Origin of the sequence: Mesorhizobium loti (assembly GCF_013170705.1) — a bacterium.
Lineage (GTDB): Bacteria > Pseudomonadota > Alphaproteobacteria > Rhizobiales > Rhizobiaceae > Mesorhizobium > Mesorhizobium loti_D.
On record NZ_CP033334.1, the window covers coordinates 729970 to 748218 of the forward strand.

An 18249-nucleotide genomic window follows, 5' to 3' on the forward strand; every position below is an offset into this window, starting at 1 on the left:
TACCCGTCAACGAAAGCAGGGCTTATGCCGATGAGCAAAATGATCTTCGTTAATCTACCGGTGCGCGATCTGCAGGCAGCGACCAACTTCTATCTCGCGGTCGGAGGCACACTGAACCCGCAATTCTCGAACGACCAGGCCAGCTCGATCATGTTCTCGGATTCCATTGGGGTCATGTTGCTGACGCACCAGCATTACGGCCAGTTCACCACGCGTCAGATCGGCAACGCCAGGCGCGACAGCCAGATGCTGATCGCCCTCACCGCCGGCAGCAAGGACGAGGTCAATGCGACGATCGAGAAGGGCGTGGCGGCCGGCGGCCGCGCCGATCCCAATCCGGCGCAGGACCTCGGTTTCATGTACAACCGCCACATCGAAGATCCCGATGGCTACGTCTGGGAGTTCTTGTGGATGAACCCCGCCGCCATGCAATAGCCTGACGGGGTCACAGCGTCCAAAGCGCGTCGCATTGAAACAGATTCATGCGACGTGCTCTGGGTCTTTGGGCGAGATGTATCAGACCGTCGCCGGGTCGAGCGCCGGCTGGCCCTTGCGGCGCGCCACGATCGCCTCGAAATCGGCGCCCTGGAAGGCATCGCGCAGGGCGTCGAAGGACGGCAGCACGAAATAGGCGCGCTGGAACTTGTCGATCTCGTAACCGGTACGCATCACCGTTTCGAGGTCGAAGGGCACGTGATGGGCGTCCTTGCCCTCGACGGCGAACTGCAGTTCGGTGAAGGATGACATCAGGCCGGCGCCAAAGGCTTTCAACGGCTGGCCGGCCTCCTGCATGAGGCCGTATTCGGCCGTGTACCAGTAGAGCCTTGTGATCATCTCGTCACCGCCGAGCGCGATGATGTCGCCGGCCCTCTTGCCATACATCTGCATGAAATCGGCGAATACCGGCTGCGACAGCACCGGCACGTGGCCGAAGAAATCATGGAACATGTCGGGCTCGACGATGTAGTCGAGTTCCTGCCTGGTGCGCAGCCAGTTGGTGACCGGGAAGCGGCGATTGGCCAGATGATCGAAGAAGGGGGCGGCGGGAATGAGACCCGGCACCGCGACGATCTCCCAGCCGGTCAGCTTGCGCAGCTTGGCGCTGACATCCTCGAAATCGGGGATGCGGTCGAGCAGGCCGAGCTTGTCGACACCGTCGAGATAGGAATGATGGGCGAGCTTGCGCGTCAGTTTGGTCTGGCGGTCGCACAAAGTGCGCCATACCGCCTGTTCCTCGGCGCTGTAATCATAGCCCTGCGCCACGGTGAAATCGGCACGGCAGACCGAATAGTCGCCGCGCAACCCCTGTGCCGCGCAGTCGCGGGCATATTCGGCAACGGTCATCGTCGTCATGGTTTCCTCCTGGCAGATCATCGATTGCTGACGTGCCAAGAGGCTAGCCGGATTCGTCGAGGCAAATCGGTTTTGATGATGGTTCGGCGGCGATATTGGAGATAATATTCACTCACAATCCGCGCAGAAGGAGTGAAAATGCCTCAATTCGACGATTTCGAGATCAAGATGCTCGATGTCCTGCAACGTGATGGCCGCAAGCCGGTCTCCGAGCTGGCGCAAGAGATCGGCCTGTCGACGACGCCATGCGCACGACGCTTCGAGGCACTGCAGGACGCCGGCATCATCAAGGGCTTTGCAGCCGTGATCAGCCGCCGCGCGGTCGGTCTTATGGTCGAGGTGTTCATCCAGGTCCGCCTTGTCAGCCACAGCGACGGCTCGCCCGAGAACTTCATTGCCGCCGTGCAGCGCATGGACGAGGTGTCCTCGTGCTGGACGATGACCGGCGACCACGATTTCCTGCTGCACGTGATGGTGCCGTCGGTCGACGAGCTCAACGCCTTCGTCATGCACCGGCTGATGCGGCTCGACGGCGTGCGCGACGTCCATACCCAACTGGTGCTGCAGAACATCAAGGGGCCAGGCCACGTGCCGCTCGCGCATCTCAGGCGATGACGGCGCCAGCCTTCCTCGTTGCCTGGGGAAAAGCTGCACGCAAACTGCTGAAACGAGCCCATCCGGGGTCCACATCCCGGATCAGCATACGCGGACCATCTCTCCATGAGGTCCGCCATGAAAATCGTCCTGATCAATCCACCGCACACCGCCATCGGCAGCCGCGTGCCCGACGACCATCTGCCGCCGCTCGGCCTGCTGGCGATCGGTGGCCCGCTGATCGATGCCGGTCATGACGTGCGGCTCGTCGATGCCGAATTCGGGCCGATGCCGCTCGAGAAAGTGGTGGGCGACGCTCTGCACGACTTCCCGGACTTCGTCCTGATCGGCCATTCCGGCTCGACCTCGGCGCACCCGACCGCCTTGCTGATCGCCGCGATGGTCAAGCAGCGCGAGCCGGCGACCATCATCATCTATGGCGGCGTTTTCCCGACCTATCACTGGCACGACATTCTGGCTGCGACGGATGTTTTCGACTTCATCGTGCGCGGCGAGGGCGAGGCGACCGTGGTGGCGCTGGTCGAGGCGCTGGAGATGCACCAGCCGCCGGCGAGCGTGGCGGGTGTCGCCTTTCGCGACGCTCTGCGCCGGCCCTTCGCCACGCAGGCGGCGATGACCATTGCCGAGCTCGATGCCTACCGTGTCGGCTGGGAGCTGATCGACCATGACAGGTACAGCTATTGGGGTGGCAAGCGCGCGGTGGTGATGCAGTTTTCGCGCGGCTGCCCGCATCTGTGCAACTATTGCGGACAGCGCGGCTTCTGGACCCGCTGGCGGCATCGCGATCCCAAGAAATTCGCGCGGGAGATCGCCTGGCTGCACCGCGAACACGGCGTCGAATTGATCAATCTCGCCGACGAGAACCCGACGGTTTCCAAGAAGGCCTGGCGCGCGTTCCTCGACGCGCTGATCGCCGAGGACGTGCCGGTGCTGATCGTCGGCTCGACGCGCGCCGACGACATCGTGCGCGACGCCGACATACTGCATCTCTACCGCAAGGCCGGTGTCATCCGCTGGCTGCTTGGCATGGAAAACACCGACGAGCAGACGCTTCAATTGATCCGCAAGGGCGGCAGCACCTCATCCGACCGCGAGGCGATAAGGCTGCTGCGCCAGCACGGCATCCTGTCGATGGCGACCTGGGTGGCGGGGTTCGAGGATGAGGGGCTTCGCGACCTGTGGCGCGGCTTTCGCCAACTCATCGCCTATGACCCCGACCAGATCCAGGCGCTCTATGTGACGCCGCATCGCTGGACGCCGTTCTTCCGCATCGCGCGCAACCGCAAGGTCATCCAAGAAGATGCCCGGCTGTGGGACTACAAGCACCAGGTGCTGCACATGACGCGGCTGAAGCCGTGGATGCTGTTCTTCAGCGTCAAGCTCATCGAACTTGCCGTGCAGTCCAGGCCGAAGGCGCTGGCGCGCATCCTGTTCCATCCCGATCCCGAGCAGCGCCACTCGATGCGCTGGTGCACCAAAATGGGCCGCCGCGTCTGGTTCCGCGAGGTCTGGGGATTTCTGGCCCGCGACGGCAGGACGAAGGACGGGCCGACGCTTGCCGAATTCTGGGGCGCGCCGCAGGACGCCGAGGAAGAATCGATGACCGTTCGGCGCGCGGTGCCGAAACGGGCGCTTTCCACCGCAAATCGCGAACCGCCGGAGAAAAGATTAGCCGGCTGATATTTTACTAGGGCACGATCAACGTGCCGGCGCCGTGCTCTGTAAAGAGTTCGAGCAGCACCGAATGGGGCGTCTTGCCGTTGAGGATGACGACGCCTTCGACACCGCGCTCGATCGCCTCGATGCAGGTCTCGACCTTGGGAATCATGCCGCCCGAGACCGTGCCGTCCTTGATCAGCGCCCTGGCCTCGGCGACGGTCAGCTCGTCGATCAGCTTCTTGTTCTTGTCGAGCACACCCGGCACGTCGGTCAGAAACAGCAGGCGCGAGGCCTTGCAGGCGCCGGCGATGGCGCCCGCGAAGGTGTCGGCATTGATGTTGTAGGTGTGACCGTCGCGGCCGGGCGCCACCGGCGCCAGCACCGGGATCATCTCGGAGCGCGCCAGAAGGTCGAGCAGCGTGCGGTCTACCTCTACCGGCTCACCGACAAAGCCGAGATCGAGCACGCGCTCGATGTTGGAATCCGGGTCGATCATGGTCTTGCGCGCCTTTTCGGCGAACACCATGTTGCCGTCCTTGCCGCACAGGCCGATCGCCCACTCGCCCTCGGCATTGATCAGCGCGACGATCTCCTTGTTGATCGAGCCGGCCAGCACCATCTCGACGATCTCCACCGTCTTCTGGTCGGTGACGCGCAGCCCACCTTCGAATTTGGATTCGATGCCCATCTTGGTCAGCATGGCGCCGATCTGCGGGCCGCCGCCGTGAACGACGATCGGGTTGACACCGGATTGCTTCAACAGCGCGATGTCGCGGGCGAAAGCCTTGCCGAGTTCGATGTCGCCCATGGCGTGCCCGCCATATTTCACCACGACGGTCTTATGCTCGTAGCGCTGCATGTAGGGCAGGGCTCGCGACAGCAGGGCTGCCTGCATCTCGGCGGTGGCGGCGATGTCCGTCATCGGGGCGGTTCCCTGGCTTTTGGTTTGTGCATGCCGCTGCTCCAAAACCGCTAGGCATTTTGGGCCGACCTGCATCAGGTAAGGACGGCGGCGTCTTAGCGGGAATTGGCGCAGGGGGCAAATGGCATTGCTGTCATATTCGAACGTCTCACGACGTCGTCATCGCGACGGAACCATCAGGGGCGCCCTACGGCCCAGCCAACCCGAAATCTTCTCCATCTGCGCGGCGAAGGACAAAAGCGTCTCCTCGTCGCCCGGACGGCCGGCGGCCTGAATGCCGAGCGGCAGGCCGGCGTCGGTGACATGTACTGGCAGCGCGATAGACGGCTGGCCGCTGACATTGTGGATCGCCGGCCAGTGCGTGAACAGAAGGCTCTTGTCCATCAGCTGTCCGAACAGCGGCTTGAGCTTCAGCAGGGGCGTCAGGTGAAGCTTGTCGAGCAGGTTCTCGATCGGTTCATCGGCGCCTTTCGGATCCATGGCGCCGCAGGCGAGCGGCGGGTGGGCGATGATCGGCATCAGCACCGCGTCATAGTGCGCGGTTTCCTCGATCATCCGCCGCGAAGCGGCATGGAGCCGCTGCAGGCCGGCATAGGTCTCGCCGGCCGAGACCATTTCGCCCAACCGGCCCAGCACCCGCGTGGCGCGCTCGATATCGCCGGTGACGGAACGGCCGACGCGCAGCGCTTCCGCTCGCAGCATGCCGGCGACGGCCGAAGCAACCGTCCTGCAGAAGTCGGCGAAGAAGTCACGGTCGATGAAGGGCAGGTCGATCTCTTCCACCGTATGGCCGCCCTCCCGCGCAAGCGCCACCGCCATGTCGAGCGCCTTCATTGTTTCGGCCGAGATCGGCAGGCCAAGCGGCGACTTGCGATAGACGGCCAGCCTCAGTTGGCCCGGGTCGCGCGCGGCGGCGGCGGCGAACGTGCCCTTCGGCGGCAGCGCGGCATAGGGCGACAAGGAGTCCGGGCCATGGGTGAGGTCGAGCAGCAGCGCGGTGTCGCGCACCGAGCGGGTGACAGCATGGTCGACCACCATGCCGTACCAGCTTTCGCTCACCAGCGGCGTCAGCGGGATGCGGCCGCGCGAGGTCTTGAGGCCGACCAGGCCCGTGCAGGCGGAGGGCACCCGAATCGAGCCGCCGCCATCGGAGGCATGCGCCACCGGCACCACGCCGGCGGCGACCAGGGCTGCCGCGCCACCCGACGAGCCGCCGCTGGTGTGGCCGGTATTCCAGGGATTGCGGGTGATGCCGAAGGCCTTTGATTCAGTCATCAGCCGCAGCCCGTGCTCCGGCGATGTCGAGGTGACGATCGGGATCAGCCCGGCGGCAAGGTAGCGGTCGGTCATCACCGAATTGACCCCGGGCACCCAGGCGGGAATGCGGCTGCCGCCATGCGACGGCACGCCCTTGATGGCGATGCCGAGGTCCTTGATGGCGAAGGGCACGCCGGCCAGCGGCAGGGAGCGGTCGATGGTCCTGGCCCGCGCCCGCGCGGCCTCGTAGAGCGGCTCGGCCGTGGCATTGATTTCGGGCCGCGTGGCCTCGGCGCGCGCGATCGCCGCTTCGGTCAGCTCGATCGCCGACAGTTCGCCCCTGCGCACCAGATCGGCGAGGCCGGTTGCGTCTTCTTCCCAAAGGGTCCGTTCGACCGACATCAGCGCTCCCTGCTTTTGGACAAGCTAGCCAGCGGCGATTCCCTTGGCAATCGAAGCCGCCACCGAACGCCGGAGCTTCATGTGCACGGAATATTTCCGGCGTTGCAAATACAACGCAATCGCCTAATTTGGCTCGCATGACGCCGCAGGACATCTCGAAGCTGATCGTCCGGACTTCGATGAAGGATCGGGCTGCGTTCGATCTGCTCTACCGGCAGACCAGCGCGAAACTTTTCGGCGTCTGCCTTCGTGTATTGAACGATCGGGGAGATGCGGAAGAAGCGTTGCAGGAAGTCTTCGTCAAGATATGGACGAAAGCGGATCGTTTTGCTGTTTCCGATCTGAGCCCGATCTCCTGGCTGGTGGCAATCGCACGCAACCACGCGATCGATCGCATCAGGGCGCGGCGCAAGCCAGCCGCCGATATCGATGCCGCGCTCGATGTGGCCGATCCGGCACCGGGACCTGAAGCGATGGCGGTGGCGGGCGATGAATCCGAACGCATCCATCATTGCCTCGATGAGCTGGAGAAGGACCGGGCGGCGGCCGTCCGGGGCGCTTATCTCAAGGGCGAAAGCTATGCCGAACTGGCGGAACGCCACGGCGTGCCGCTGAACACGATGCGTACCTGGCTGCGCCGCAGCCTGATGAAACTCAGAGAATGTCTGGAAAGATGACGCTGGCAGAGGACAATGGACCGGAACGTGGAGGCGACGACCTGTTCGCCGCCGAATACGTTCTTGGCGTTCTGCCGGCGGAAGAGCGGCAGATCGCGATCAGGCGCATCGATACCGAAGCCGAATTCGCACGGCTCGTCGACGGCTGGGAGGTTCATCTCTCGCCGCTGGGCGCGGCGTATCCGGAAATCGAGCCGCCGGCTTCGGTGAAGCCGGCGATCGATCGCCGGTTGTTCGCATCGACCGCGGCCACTTCAGTCGACGCACGCGCCGGCCTGTGGTCCAGCCTCGCCTTCTGGCGCGGCCTTGCCGCGGCGGCGGTCGCGGCGCTGGCGATCTACATTGCCATCCCTTACGTCAACCCGCCGGTCGCACTGCCGCAGGGACGGCTCGTCGCCTCGCTGGCTGCCGATGGCAGCGACGTCAAATATCTCGCGGTTTACGATGCCGCGCATCACGAGGTCGGCCTGTCGCATGTCTCCGGCGAGCGTGCCGCCGGCAAGGATTTCGAACTTTGGATGATCGAGGGCAAGAATCCTCCGGTGTCGATGGGTGTCATCCCGGTCGGGTCGACAGCGCATATTGTCGTCTCGCCGGCAGCCCAGCAGAAGCTTGCCCAGGGTGCGGTGCTGGCCGTCAGTCTTGAGCCCGCCGGTGGTTCGCCAACTGGGCAGCCCACCGGGCCGGTGGTGGCCGCGGGCGACCTGAAGAGCATCTGACCTCGCTTCTCACCGCGAAGCCGTCGCCAGAACAATTCCAATGTATCTTATGTCATGCGCGTCTAAACAAACGCGTAAGCCGGCAAAATGTTGCGTCGAATAGACCTCTTCTCCCGCCCGATTAAATTGAAAATCCAAAAATATTCTGAAACTCCCGCGTTTGTGTTCCGTATCTCCTCGCGTCCCCAAGAATGGGAAGAGAAACCCGAGGAGTTTGAACATTATGCGTAGATTCGCCACCCTTTTGCTCGCCGGTACGATCGCTGTCTCCGCGCTTGCCACCGCCGCCTATGCCGAAAACCCGATGGTCGGCGGCGCCGCCATGTATGCCAACAAGACCATCGTCGAGAATGCCGTCAATTCGAAGGATCACACGACGCTGGTCGCCGCCGTCAAGGCTGCCGGCCTGGTTGAGACCCTGCAGGGCGCCGGTCCTTTCACAGTGTTCGCGCCGACCAACGAGGCCTTCGCCGCATTGCCGGCCGGCACGGTCGACACGCTACTCAAGCCCGAGAACAAGGACAAGCTCGTCAAGATCCTGACCTGCCATGTCATCGGCGCCAAGGCGATGGCGGCGGACGTGGCCTCGATGGCCAAGGCCGATGGCGGCACGCACAAGGTCAAGACGGTCGGCGGTTGCGAGCTGTCGCTCAAGGCCGATGGCGGCAAGGTCACCGTCACCGACGAGAATGGCAATGTCGCCAATGTAACGATCGCCGATGTCGAGCAATCCAATGGCGTCATTCACGTCATCGACAAGGTTCTTCTGCCGAAGATGTAACAAAGGGCTTGCCGCGCACGAAGATACAGCAAGAGCTCTCCGTCGATCGCGTCGTCCCGCTCCCGTGATGCGCAGTCGACACGCATGCTCCGCGCCGCCCACGATCAACCGTGGAACGGCGCGGAGTGTCGTTTTAGGGCAAACCGTCACCGGCTTTTGATTTCCGCGTGGCGGTATAGTTTGGCAAAAGAGAAGACAGGAGGAACTGGCCATGAACCGTCGCGACTTTCTTTTGAGCGGTGCCGCCACCATCGGCGTCGTCGGGGCCGCGTCAACCCTGCTGCGCATGAGCAGCCCGCAAGCCGCACAGGCCGCCGAGAAATTCGAGATCACCAAGACAGACGATGAGTGGAAAGCGATCCTGTCGCCGGCCGCCTTCGACGTGCTGCGCAAACAAGGCACGGAGTATCCGGGCACCAGCCCGCTGCTCAACGAGCACCGCAAGGGCATTTTCGCCTGCGCCGGCTGCGATCTGCCGGTCTATCCCTCGGAGACGAAGTTCGATTCCGGCACCGGCTGGCCGAGCTTCTGGCAGGAGATCGCCAACGGCATCAGCAAGACCGAGGACCGGTCGCTCGGGATGACACGCACCGAGGTGCATTGCCGCCGCTGCGGCGGCCATCTCGGCCATGTCTTCGACGATGGCCCGGCGCCGACCGGCCTGCGCCATTGCATCAACGGCGTGGCGCTGAGCTTCAAGCCCGCCACGGCCTGAACAGGCTATACATGAAAAAACTCCGGGTCTTGCGGCCCGGAGTTTTTTTGCGCTGTCAGGGTTTCGGGCGTGGACTGGAGGAACTTCCCGAAACCGCTGCCGGCGGATGGATCTCTATTCAATGCCCGCCGCCGCCGCCACCACCGGGCGCGGCCGGCTTGTTGATCAGCATGGTGAACAGGCCGAGCGTCGCGAACAGCACGGTCAGCATGTAGAACACGTCCATGAAGGACAGCAGCGCCGCCTGCTGCTGGACCATGCCCGACAGCTTGGAGATCGCCGCGCTGGCCGCATCGAGGCCGGTGGTCTGCTCGAAGTTGAGCGTCATGTTCTGCAGCTTGGTCTGCGCGGCCGCACTGCCCCACTGCACATGCTCGGAGAGCCTTGCGTAGTGGAAGGCGTTGCGATCGATCAGCACGGTGTTGATAAGGGCAAGGCCGACCGCACCGCCGAGGTTGCGGGTGAGGTTGAACAGGCCGGACGCATTCTTCAGCCGGTCCGGCGGCAAGGTGCCGAGCGCGATGTTGTTGATCGGCACCATGCACAGCATCATCGAACAACCGCGCAGGATCTGCGGGATGAGCAGCTCGTAGAAATCCCAGTCGGCGGTCAGATGCGTCATCCACCAGGTGCCGGTGGCGAAGCCGAAGAAGCCGATCATCATCATCAGCCGCAAATCCATCTTGCTCGACAGGATGCCCGAGATCGGGGCGGTGACGAACATCGCCAGGCCGCTGACGAACAGCGCCTCGCCGATCATCATCGAATCGTAACCCCGGATACGGCCAAGGAAGACCGGATAGAGATAGGTCAGGCCGTAGAGACCGATGCCGATGACGAAGGAAAACAGCGAGCCGAAGGCGAAGTTGATGTTGCTGAACGCCCTGAGGTCGACGATGGGTTCCTCGGCGGTGAAGACCCGCCAGAAGAAGACCACCGCGCCGACAGTCATGACGATGGCGCAGATGAACACCCCCTGGTCCTGCAGCCAATCATTGTTCGGGCCTTCCTCAAGCACATATTCCATGCAGCCCAGGAAGGCCGCCATGCCGGCGAGGCCCCACCAGTCGAACTTGTTGAACAGCTTGAGATTGGGCTTGTCGAAATCGATCAGCGACCAGGCGGCGGTCGCCACCAGGATGCCGGGCACGACATTGACCAGGAACAGCCAGTGCCATGAAAAGGCGTGACTGATATAGCCGCCGACGGTCGGACCGATGGTCGGCGCCAGCGTCGCCACCAGGCCGATCATCGGCGAGACGATGGCGCGGCGCGAGGGCGGGAAGATGGTGAAGGCCGCGGCAAAGACGCTCGGGATCATGCCGCCGCCGATGAAGCCTTGCACGGCGCGGTAGACGATCATCTGGTCGATGTTGGTGGCGGTCGCCGCAAGGGCGCTGGCCGCGGTGAAGCCGGCGGCGGCGATGGTGAACAGCACGCGCGTCGAGAGCATGCGGCTGAGGAAGCCGGACAGCGGGATCATGACCACCTCGGCGATCAGGTAGGCCGTCTGCACCCACGGGATTTCGTCGGAGCTGGCGCTGAGGCCCGCCTGGATCTCGGCCAGCGAGGCCGAGACGATCTGGATGTCCAGGATCGCCATGAACATGCCGAACACCATCGCCAGGAAGGCGATGATACGGCGTGTGGAAATGGTGTCGGGGACCGCCGGCCGTGCCGGCGGCGCTCCTGCGGTGACTGTTGCGGTTGCCATTGCGTGGGAGCCTCCTTGAGGCCGGGCGGCTCGGTGCTCAATCAGCCACCGAGCCGCCCTCCGAAAAGCGCTTAGTTGGTTGTGGCGACAGGTGCGGTGCGGCTGTCGACGTTGACGACAACGCTCAAGCCCGCGCGCAGCTTGCCGGTCTTCAGGGCATCGGCCGGGACGTCGATGCGCACCGGGACGCGCTGCACGACCTTGGTGAAGTTGCCGGTGGCGTTTTCCGGCGGCAGAAGCGAGAAAACCGCTCCCGAAGCCGGAGCCAGCGACGAGACGGTTCCCTGGATGGGCTGGCCGTCGATGGCGTCGACCGAGATGTTGACCTTTTCGCCGGGAACCAGCCGGGCAAGCTGGGTCTCCTTGAAGTTGGCGACGATGTAGAGCTTGTCCATCGGCACGACGACGGCGAGCTTCTGGCCGGGGCTGACGAGATCGCCCTGCTCAACCGAGCGGTTGCCGACGACGCCGTCATAAGGCGCCTTGAGCACGGTGAAGGACAGGTCGCGCGCGGCCTTGTCGCGGTTGAGCTGCAAGGAGGCGAGCGTGCTCGCCGACTCGGCGCGCTGCGCCTCGAGCACACTGATATTGGCCTGCGCGGCGGCGATCTGGGCATCGGCACCGACGAGAGCGGCATTGGCCTGGTCGAGCGCGGTCTGGGCGTCGTCCAGTTGTGCCTGCGTGCCGACATGCGTCTTGACCAGCTGCGCGGCGCGCTGCTGGGCCCGACCGGCATTGTCGGCCGCGGCCTGATCGGCGACCTTCTGCGCCTGCGCCTGCTGCAGGGAGGCCTGCGCGGCCTTGGTCTGGGCGTCGATGCGGTCAAGCGTCTTCGACAGCGTGGCGATCTGCGCCTCGGCCTGCGCGACAGCGATCTTGTAGTCGCCATCGTCGATGGTCAGCAGCGGATCCCCAGCCTTGACCAGCTGGTTCTCGCTCACCTTGACCTGGTCGACATAGCCGGAAATCTTGGGCGAGACGAACGCCATGTCGGCCTGGACATACGCGTCGTCGGTCGAGATCATGAAACGGCCCGTGGTCCAGTAGTCGTAGCCGTACCAGGCGCCGCCGCTCAGCAGGGCAAGGCCGATGATCGGCAGTAGGAAGGAGCGCACCGAGCGCTTCTTCCTGACCGGAGCTTCAGCCGCCGGCGGCGGTGCGACCGGCTGGACGGGAATCTCCGGTGCTTCCGTCGCCGGAGCGACCTTGGCGCTGGGGAAAGGGCGGACTTCGGCGGTGGTGGGCGCGTTCGAGGACATGACATCTCTCTAAAGTAATAATACTGAACCGTTCGGTTCGATCTGGGCGTTGACATAGCGTGAAAAGAGGACCATATCAAGAGGCAATCGAACCGGTTGGTTCGAATTATTTCGAGGTGTTACCCCATGGCCGAAACCAAAGCCGAAACCTCAGCCAATATCGAAAAGGAACAGTGCGACCTGCTGGACAGCCTGCGCCGCGGACGCCCTGCGGCCGGACAGGACCCGGTCAAGCGCAGCCAGATCATCGATGGCGCCCGCCGTGTCTTCATAGACAAGGGCTTCGAGGCCGCCTCGATGAACGACATCACGCGCGAAGCCGGCGTGTCGAAAGGCACCATCTATGTCTATTTCGCCAACAAGGAAGAGCTGTTCGAGGCGCTGATCGAGGAAGAGCGCGGCACCATCTTCAAGAACATGTACGACATGCTCGACCGCGCCGACGACCTGCGCCAGACGCTGGTGAAGTTCGGCAAGGTGCTGTCCATGAAGATCACCTCGGCCAAGGTCATCCAGGCCCAACGCACCGTGATCGGCGCCTCCGACAGGATCCCCGACATGGGCGCGCGTTTTTACGAACGCGGACCCAAACGCGGCCATGACAAGGTGGTGGAATTCCTCAATGCCGCCATCGAACGCGGCCTGCTCGAGATCGACGATGTCGATCTTGCCGCCTACCAATTCACCGAACTTTGCCTGGCCGGCCTTTTCCGGCAGTGCATCTTCGCCTACCGGACCAAGGCGCCGAACCAGGATGAGATCGACCACATCGTCCGGTCGGGGGTCGCCATGTTCCTGAAGGCCTACGGCACCGAAAGGCTCGCCGAGGAGGAAAGCCACCAGATGATTGCCCTGGAGGCAAAGGCATAGGGCCAGCCGGGCGGCTCATCGGGACCGGCCCGATCTCCCTTCCCTAGCCGCCATTGGCGGCAAGCACGATCGCGGCCTGCAATTCCTCCAGGCCTTCGCCCTTTTCCGATGACGTCGCCAGGACGAATGGAAACGCCGCAGGACGCTTCTTGATCTTCTGCAGCGTCTCCTCGATCAGCCGCGGCACGCCGGCGACCTTGATCTTGTCGGTCTTGGTCAGCACGATCTGGTAGGATACCGCCGCCTTGTCGAGCAGCGACAGCACTTCGTCGTCCTTGGCCTTGATGCCGTGGCGGGCATCGATCAGCACATAGACCCGCTTCAGCGTGACGCGGCCCTTGAGATAGTCGAAGACCAGTTTGGTCCATTCGTCGACCTTCTCCTTGGGCGCGGTGGCGTAGCCGTAGCCCGGCATGTCGACCAGCGCCATCGGCGGCAGGTCAGCGCCCTCGCCCGAAAATCCGTCCGGTACGAAATAGTTGAGTTCCTGCGTGCGCCCCGGGGTGTTGGAGGTGCGCGCCAGCCCCTTCTGGTTGACCAGAGCGTTGATCAGCGAGGACTTGCCGACATTCGAGCGGCCGGCGAAGGCGATTTCCGGCGGCCCTTCCGGCGGCAGGAATTTCATGGCCGGCACGCCGCGGATGAAAATCCACCCGCGCGTGAACAGGTCGGTGCCGATCACGGTGCTGTTTTGAGCGTTCAAGCTGCTGCCTCCAGAAGAGAGATATCGGCGCCCCTGATGGCATCGAGGTTGCGGCCGATCTTGTCCACCGGCCAATCCCACCATGCCAATGCCAGCAGCCGCCTGATCGTCCTGTCGTCGAAACGCATCTTCACCGTCTTGGCCGCGTTGCCGGCAACAATCGCATAGGGCGCAACATCATGCGTCACCACGGATTTGGCGGCGATGATGGCGCCATGGCCGATCTCCACGCCGGGCAGGATCACCGCCTCCATGCCGATCCAGACATCGCTGCCGACCACCGTGTCGCCACGCACCTCCCTCGACCATGTCGCCGGGTCAAAGCCCTTTTCCCAGCCATGGCCGAAAATGTTGAACGGATAGGTCGAAAAGCCTGACATTGCGTGGTTGGCGCCGTTCATGATGAAGCGCGCGCCTTCGGCGATGGCGCAGAACTTGCCGATAATGAGCTTGTCGCCGATGAAGGGATAGTGGTGAAGCACGCATTTGCGCGCGAATTGGTCCGGCCCGTCCGGGTCGTCATAATAGGTGAACTCGCCGATCTCGATGTTCGGCTCCGTCACCAGCGGCTTCAGGAAGCCGACACGCGTGTGCATCGGGATCGGATGCTTGATGTCGGGGTTGGGTCCGTCCATATCGGTTCGTCCGGGAATTGGCAGACAGGCGCATCCGCGGCCGGAGGCGCCTGGTCAAAATAACGTGATCCGCCCTATAGCACCAATCGGCCGGGGAGCCAGTCTCCCGTGGCGAGCAAACTCATTTGTTGCCGCGGCAGATCACGATCGGATTGGACAGCGCGCTGTCGAAACCGCTGCCCTGATAAACGGTGACATTCGAGGCTCCGGGCGGCAGCAGGAAGGTGCCTTCGACGACTTTCTGGTCGCCTGATGCCATGTGGAGAGCCCAGCTAAACGTGCAGAATTGCGGCGGTGCCTTGGGTTCAACGTGGCTGCAGTTCAGTTGCGCGCCGCCCAGCATCGCGGCGCCACCGCAACTGACCGCGTCCTTCGCGACCGCCGCGCCCGGGCACCCGATAAGCGCCGTCACGGCCGCGATCCTGATCCAATTCATCGTCGAAGTCCTTGCCGGAAAATTCGCGCCGCGAGGCGTCTTCTCCGCACCGTGGCCCATGAAATTTTTCTTCCGCGCGGCTTAGTGCGTCTTGCGCGCGCCGTCCAGCAGGATTATGTGCATGATGATAATGAGCATGCTCACGAAAAGTTGTCCGTAGATCCTGACCTCCTCCCATGTCCCCCTCGCCAAATATCAGCTTCGTGCTGCACGACGTTGCGCGCTTGCTTCGGAAGCGGTTCGAGCAGCGTTCCCGGACATCGGGGCTGACCCGCGCCCAGTGGCAGGTGCTGGCCTATCTCTGCCTGCATGAAGGCATTCACCAGAACAAGCTCGCCGACCTCATCGAGATCATGCCGATCACGCTTGCGCGGCTGCTCGACAAGATGGAGGCGCGCGGCTTCATCGAACGCCGGCCCGACCCCACCGATCGCAGGGCGTGGCTGCTTTACCTGACCCCGCGGGCCCATCCGCTGCTCGATACCATGCGCGGCAACGGCCAGAAAACCCGAGACGAGGCCTTCGCCGGCCTTTCGTCTGAAACACAGCAGCATCTGCTGCAGACCCTAAGCTTGATCAAATCCAATCTGCTCGCGGCTTGCACCCAGCCGGCCGTCGACCGGGAGAACGTACATGGCTGAATCAACATCCCCAAAGAAGCCTGCCGAGGATGACCCTTCAACGGGTCGCGCCGGCGACCAGATCATCCTGCTGGACAGCGAGCGCGAACAGAGGCGCGCCAATGTCGTCATCGACAATGACGAGCTGGAAGCTCCGGTTGCGCTGGAACCCGCGGCACTCGAGGCTCCGGCCAAGGAGCCGCAGCCACAGCAGGCCCCTGCCGCCCTTGCCCCTCCTGCTCCTGCCCCGGCCAAGCCGAAGCGCGGCCTGACGCGGCCGGTGCTTTTTGCCCTGCTTCCCGTCGCGCTGGCCGTCGGCGGCTATTATTACGTCACCGGAGGCCAGGTGATGACGACCGACAATGCCTATATCCAGGCGCAGTCGCTGGGCGTGTCCACCGACGTCTCCGGCACCGTGCAGGAGATCGACGTGCACGAGAACCAGGCTGTAAAGAAGGGCGACGTGCTCTTCCGCCTGCGGCCGGCCTCTTTCGAAACCGCTCTTGCAGCCGCCCAGGCCCAGCTCGGGACCGTGCGCAATCAGGTACTGACCCTGCAGGCCAGCTACCAGCAATCGCTGTCGCAAATCGAGCAGGCCGAGGCCGACATTCCCTATTACGAGGCCGCCTTCCAGCGGCAGCAGGATCTGCTCAAGACCTCGACCGCCTCCAAGGCGACTTTCGACAGCGCCCAGCACGACCTCGTCGCCGCGCGCCAGAAAGTGTCGGTCGCCAAGGCGCAGGCGCAGGCCATGCTTGCCCAGCTGGGCGGCGATGCCAGCCAGCCGGTGGAAAAGAACCCCTTCTACCTGCAGGCCCAGTCGGGCGTCGATGACGCGCAGCGCAACCTGGGCGATTCGGTGGTCAAGGCGCCGTTCGACGGCATCGTCACCAATGTCGACGCGCTTCAGGTCGGCAAGTATCTGCCGGCTTCGCAGCCGGCCTTCAGCCTGGTTTCGTCGACCGATCTGTGGATCGAGGCGGAGCCGAAGGAGACCGAACTGACCTATGTGCGGCCGGGACAGACGGCGACGATCAGCGTCGACACCTATCCGGGCGCTGTCTGGCACGGCACGGTCGCTTCGATCAGTCCCGCCTCGTCGTCGAGCTTCTCGCTGCTGCCGGCCCAGAACACCACCGGCAACTGGGTCAAGGTTGTGCAGCGCATCCCGATGCGGGTGACGGTTGACGATCCCCAGGGCAAGCCTCCGCTGCGCGGCGGCATGAGCGCCGTGGTCGACGTCGAGACCGGCCATGCGCGCGGCCTGCCGGACTTCGTCACCAACCTCCTGAACCGGTACGGACAGAAATCATGAGCAACGCGTCCGCGGCAGGTGCCACACCGGTGGTCGCCAATCGCGGCGCCATCACTGCTTGCGTGATCCTGGCCGTCATCATGCAGGCGCTGGACACGACCATCGCCAATGTGGCGCTGCCCTACATCCAGGGCAGCGTGTCGGCCAGCGCCGACCAGATCAACTGGGTGCTGACCTCCTACATCGTCGCGGCGGCGGTGATGACACCGCCTTCGGGCTACCTCGCAAACCGCTTCGGCCGCAAGCGCATCCTTCTGACCTCGATCACCGGCTTCGTGGTCGCCTCGGTCCTGTGCGGCTTCGCGCAGTCGCTGCCGCAGATCGTCGGCTTCCGCCTGCTGCAGGGCCTGTTCGGCGCGGCCCTGGTGCCGCTGTCGCAGAGCATCCTGCTCGATATCTACAGCGTCGAGGAGCGCGGCTCGGCGATGGCGCTGTTCGGCGTTTCGGTGATGGTCGGGCCGGTGCTGGGCCCGGTCATCGGCGGCTGGCTGACCGAGAATGTCTCCTGGCGCTGGGTGTTTTACATCAACGTGCCGATCGGCGCGCTGGCTTTCGCGGGCGTGTCCCTGTTCGTCCTGGAAACCAAGCTGGACATCAAGGCAAGGCTGGACTGGCTGGGTTTCGGCATGCTCAGCATCACCATCGCGGCGCTGCAGATGTTTCTCGATCGCGGCGAGCAGCTCAACTGGTTCTCCTCATCCGAGATCATCGTCGAGGCGTTGATCTGCGCGTCGGCCTTCTACATCTTCCTCGTCCATACCTTCACCGCCAAGAACACCTTCGTGAACCCGCGGCTCTTCCTGGACAGGAATTTCGCCGTCGGCATGGTCTTCATCTTCATCATCGGCATCACCTATCTCGCCTCGCTGGCGCTGATGACACCCTACCTGCAGACGCTGATGGGCTATCCGGTGGTGACGGCCGGCATCGTCATGGGCCCGCGCGGCCTTGGCACGATGGCGTGCATGTTCCTGGTCGGCAGGCTGATCGGCAAGGTGGATACGCGATGGCTGCTGCTGATCGGCCTGCTGATCACCGCCTGGGCGATGTACGACATGACCGGCTGGACGCCCGATGTCTCGCAATGGACGATCATCAGCACCGGCTTCGTCCAGGGCGCCGGGCTGGGCTTCCTGTTCGTGCCGCTGACCACCATCACCTTCGCCACCCTGGCGCCGGAGCGGCGCGCGGAAGGCACCGGGCTTTACAACCTGTCGCGAAACATCGGCTCGAGCGTCGGCATATCGGTGGTCACCGCGCTGTTGACGCAGAATGTGCAGATCAACCATGCCAACATCGCCACCTATGTGACGCCCTTCAACCAGGCGTTCAGCAACCCGGCGATCGCGCAGGCGATGAACCCCTACACCGCCGCCGGGCGGGCCGCGCTGGACGGCGTCGTGACGTTGCAGGCGACAATCATCAGCTACATGAACGACTTCAAGCTGATGATGATCCTGTCGCTGGCGGCCATCCCCCTGGTGCTCCTGCTGCGCAAGCCGGGCACGCCGGCCAAGGTCGACCACAGCGCCGTCATGGAATGAAGCCGGGCCCGGCTGACTGGGTCGGGACCAGCCACGCACATATCCCACAAAAG

19 protein-coding genes are annotated in these 18249 nt (G+C 63.8%); 11 read left to right on the plus strand and 8 right to left on the minus strand.

Annotated elements, in window-relative coordinates; translation table 11 throughout:
* Window positions 1-30: 30 nt before the first annotated feature.
* A complete protein-coding gene (locus EB815_RS03430; RefSeq protein ID WP_056576279.1) occupies window positions 31-435 on the plus strand; it encodes a VOC family protein in 405 nt (134 codons plus the stop codon).
* 81 nt (window positions 436-516) lie between these two features.
* Here the strand turns inward: EB815_RS03430 and phhA are convergent, their stop codons facing one another.
* The gene (gene phhA, locus EB815_RS03435; protein ID WP_056576282.1) at window positions 517-1353 is read right to left on the minus strand and encodes a phenylalanine 4-monooxygenase; all 837 of its coding nucleotides are present in this window, start codon (window positions 1351-1353) and stop codon (window positions 517-519) included.
* 138 nt (window positions 1354-1491) lie between these two features.
* On the opposite strand from phhA, the gene EB815_RS03440 reads away from it, so the two are divergent.
* A complete protein-coding gene (locus EB815_RS03440; RefSeq protein ID WP_065005447.1) occupies window positions 1492-1968 on the plus strand; it encodes an Lrp/AsnC family transcriptional regulator in 477 nt (158 codons plus the stop codon).
* Window positions 1969-2085: 117 nt separating this feature from the next.
* Complete coding sequence (gene bchE, locus EB815_RS03445; RefSeq protein ID WP_065005448.1) at window positions 2086-3648, plus strand: magnesium-protoporphyrin IX monomethyl ester anaerobic oxidative cyclase; 1563 nt, start codon at window positions 2086-2088, stop codon at window positions 3646-3648.
* A 7-nt stretch (window positions 3649-3655) separates the two neighbouring features.
* Here bchE and argB read toward each other — a convergent pair whose 3' ends face one another.
* Together argB and EB815_RS03455 are read right to left on the minus strand one after the other, a co-directional pair.
* A complete protein-coding gene (argB, locus tag EB815_RS03450; RefSeq protein WP_056573602.1) occupies window positions 3656-4549 on the minus strand; it encodes an acetylglutamate kinase in 894 nt (297 codons plus the stop codon).
* A 159-nt stretch (window positions 4550-4708) separates the two neighbouring features.
* Window positions 4709-6208, minus strand: coding sequence for an amidase (locus tag EB815_RS03455; protein WP_056573605.1), 1500 nt, complete (start codon window positions 6206-6208; stop codon window positions 4709-4711).
* A gap of 137 nt (window positions 6209-6345) precedes the next feature.
* On the opposite strand from EB815_RS03455, the gene EB815_RS03460 reads away from it, so the two are divergent.
* The 4 genes from EB815_RS03460 to msrB all read left to right on the plus strand — a co-directional run bounded on the left by EB815_RS03460 (window position 6346) and on the right by msrB (window position 9100).
* Window positions 6346-6885, plus strand: coding sequence for a sigma-70 family RNA polymerase sigma factor (locus EB815_RS03460; protein WP_056573608.1), 540 nt, complete (start codon window positions 6346-6348; stop codon window positions 6883-6885).
* Window positions 6882-7604 carry an anti-sigma factor gene (locus EB815_RS03465; protein WP_081294968.1) on the plus strand — a complete coding sequence of 241 codons (723 nt, stop codon included), beginning with the start codon at window positions 6882-6884 and terminating at the stop codon, window positions 7602-7604. The genes EB815_RS03460 and EB815_RS03465 overlap by 4 nt, the downstream gene beginning before the upstream one ends.
* A 223-nt stretch (window positions 7605-7827) precedes the next feature.
* Window positions 7828-8385: a fasciclin domain-containing protein gene (locus tag EB815_RS03470; RefSeq protein ID WP_056573615.1), complete on the plus strand. Its 558-nt coding sequence runs from the start codon at window positions 7828-7830 to the stop codon at window positions 8383-8385.
* A 211-nt stretch (window positions 8386-8596) separates the two neighbouring features.
* Window positions 8597-9100, plus strand: a complete 504-nt coding sequence (gene msrB, locus EB815_RS03475; protein WP_056573617.1) for a peptide-methionine (R)-S-oxide reductase MsrB — start codon at window positions 8597-8599, stop codon at window positions 9098-9100.
* Window positions 9101-9218: 118 nt separating this feature from the next.
* Here msrB and EB815_RS03480 read toward each other — a convergent pair whose 3' ends face one another.
* Together EB815_RS03480 and EB815_RS03485 are read right to left on the minus strand one after the other, a co-directional pair.
* A complete protein-coding gene (locus EB815_RS03480; protein WP_056573620.1) occupies window positions 9219-10814 on the minus strand; it encodes a DHA2 family efflux MFS transporter permease subunit in 1596 nt (531 codons plus the stop codon).
* A 71-nt stretch (window positions 10815-10885) separates the two neighbouring features.
* Window positions 10886-12073 (minus strand): HlyD family secretion protein, encoded by a 1188-nt coding sequence (locus EB815_RS03485; RefSeq protein WP_056573624.1) that lies wholly within the window; start codon window positions 12071-12073, stop codon window positions 10886-10888.
* A 126-nt stretch (window positions 12074-12199) separates the two neighbouring features.
* On the opposite strand from EB815_RS03485, the gene EB815_RS03490 reads away from it, so the two are divergent.
* Window positions 12200-12943 (plus strand): TetR/AcrR family transcriptional regulator, encoded by a 744-nt coding sequence (locus EB815_RS03490; protein WP_056573627.1) that lies wholly within the window; start codon window positions 12200-12202, stop codon window positions 12941-12943.
* 43 nt (window positions 12944-12986) lie between these two features.
* Here EB815_RS03490 and yihA read toward each other — a convergent pair whose 3' ends face one another.
* The 3 genes from yihA to EB815_RS03505 all read right to left on the minus strand — a co-directional run bounded on the left by yihA (window position 12987) and on the right by EB815_RS03505 (window position 14717).
* The gene (gene yihA, locus EB815_RS03495) at window positions 12987-13646 is read right to left on the minus strand and encodes a ribosome biogenesis GTP-binding protein YihA/YsxC (protein ID WP_056573631.1); all 660 of its coding nucleotides are present in this window, start codon (window positions 13644-13646) and stop codon (window positions 12987-12989) included.
* Window positions 13643-14281: a CatB-related O-acetyltransferase gene (locus EB815_RS03500; RefSeq protein ID WP_056573634.1), complete on the minus strand. Its 639-nt coding sequence runs from the start codon at window positions 14279-14281 to the stop codon at window positions 13643-13645. Before EB815_RS03500 ends, yihA begins: the two co-directional genes overlap by 4 nt.
* Window positions 14282-14402: 121 nt before the next feature.
* A complete protein-coding gene (locus tag EB815_RS03505) occupies window positions 14403-14717 on the minus strand; it encodes a hypothetical protein (protein WP_065005537.1) in 315 nt (104 codons plus the stop codon).
* Between the two features lie 176 nt (window positions 14718-14893).
* Between EB815_RS03505 and EB815_RS03510 the strand changes: the two genes are divergently transcribed.
* From EB815_RS03510 to EB815_RS03520, 3 genes are read left to right on the plus strand one after another with little or no spacing between them, the layout of a single operon-like run.
* Window positions 14894-15358: a MarR family winged helix-turn-helix transcriptional regulator gene (locus EB815_RS03510; protein WP_056573637.1), complete on the plus strand. Its 465-nt coding sequence runs from the start codon at window positions 14894-14896 to the stop codon at window positions 15356-15358.
* Window positions 15351-16652 (plus strand): HlyD family secretion protein, encoded by a 1302-nt coding sequence (locus EB815_RS03515; protein ID WP_081294969.1) that lies wholly within the window; start codon window positions 15351-15353, stop codon window positions 16650-16652. The genes EB815_RS03510 and EB815_RS03515 overlap by 8 nt, the downstream gene beginning before the upstream one ends.
* Window positions 16649-18196, plus strand: coding sequence for a DHA2 family efflux MFS transporter permease subunit (locus EB815_RS03520; protein WP_056573640.1), 1548 nt, complete (start codon window positions 16649-16651; stop codon window positions 18194-18196). The genes EB815_RS03515 and EB815_RS03520 overlap by 4 nt, the downstream gene beginning before the upstream one ends.
* Window positions 18197-18249 lie beyond the last annotated feature (53 nt).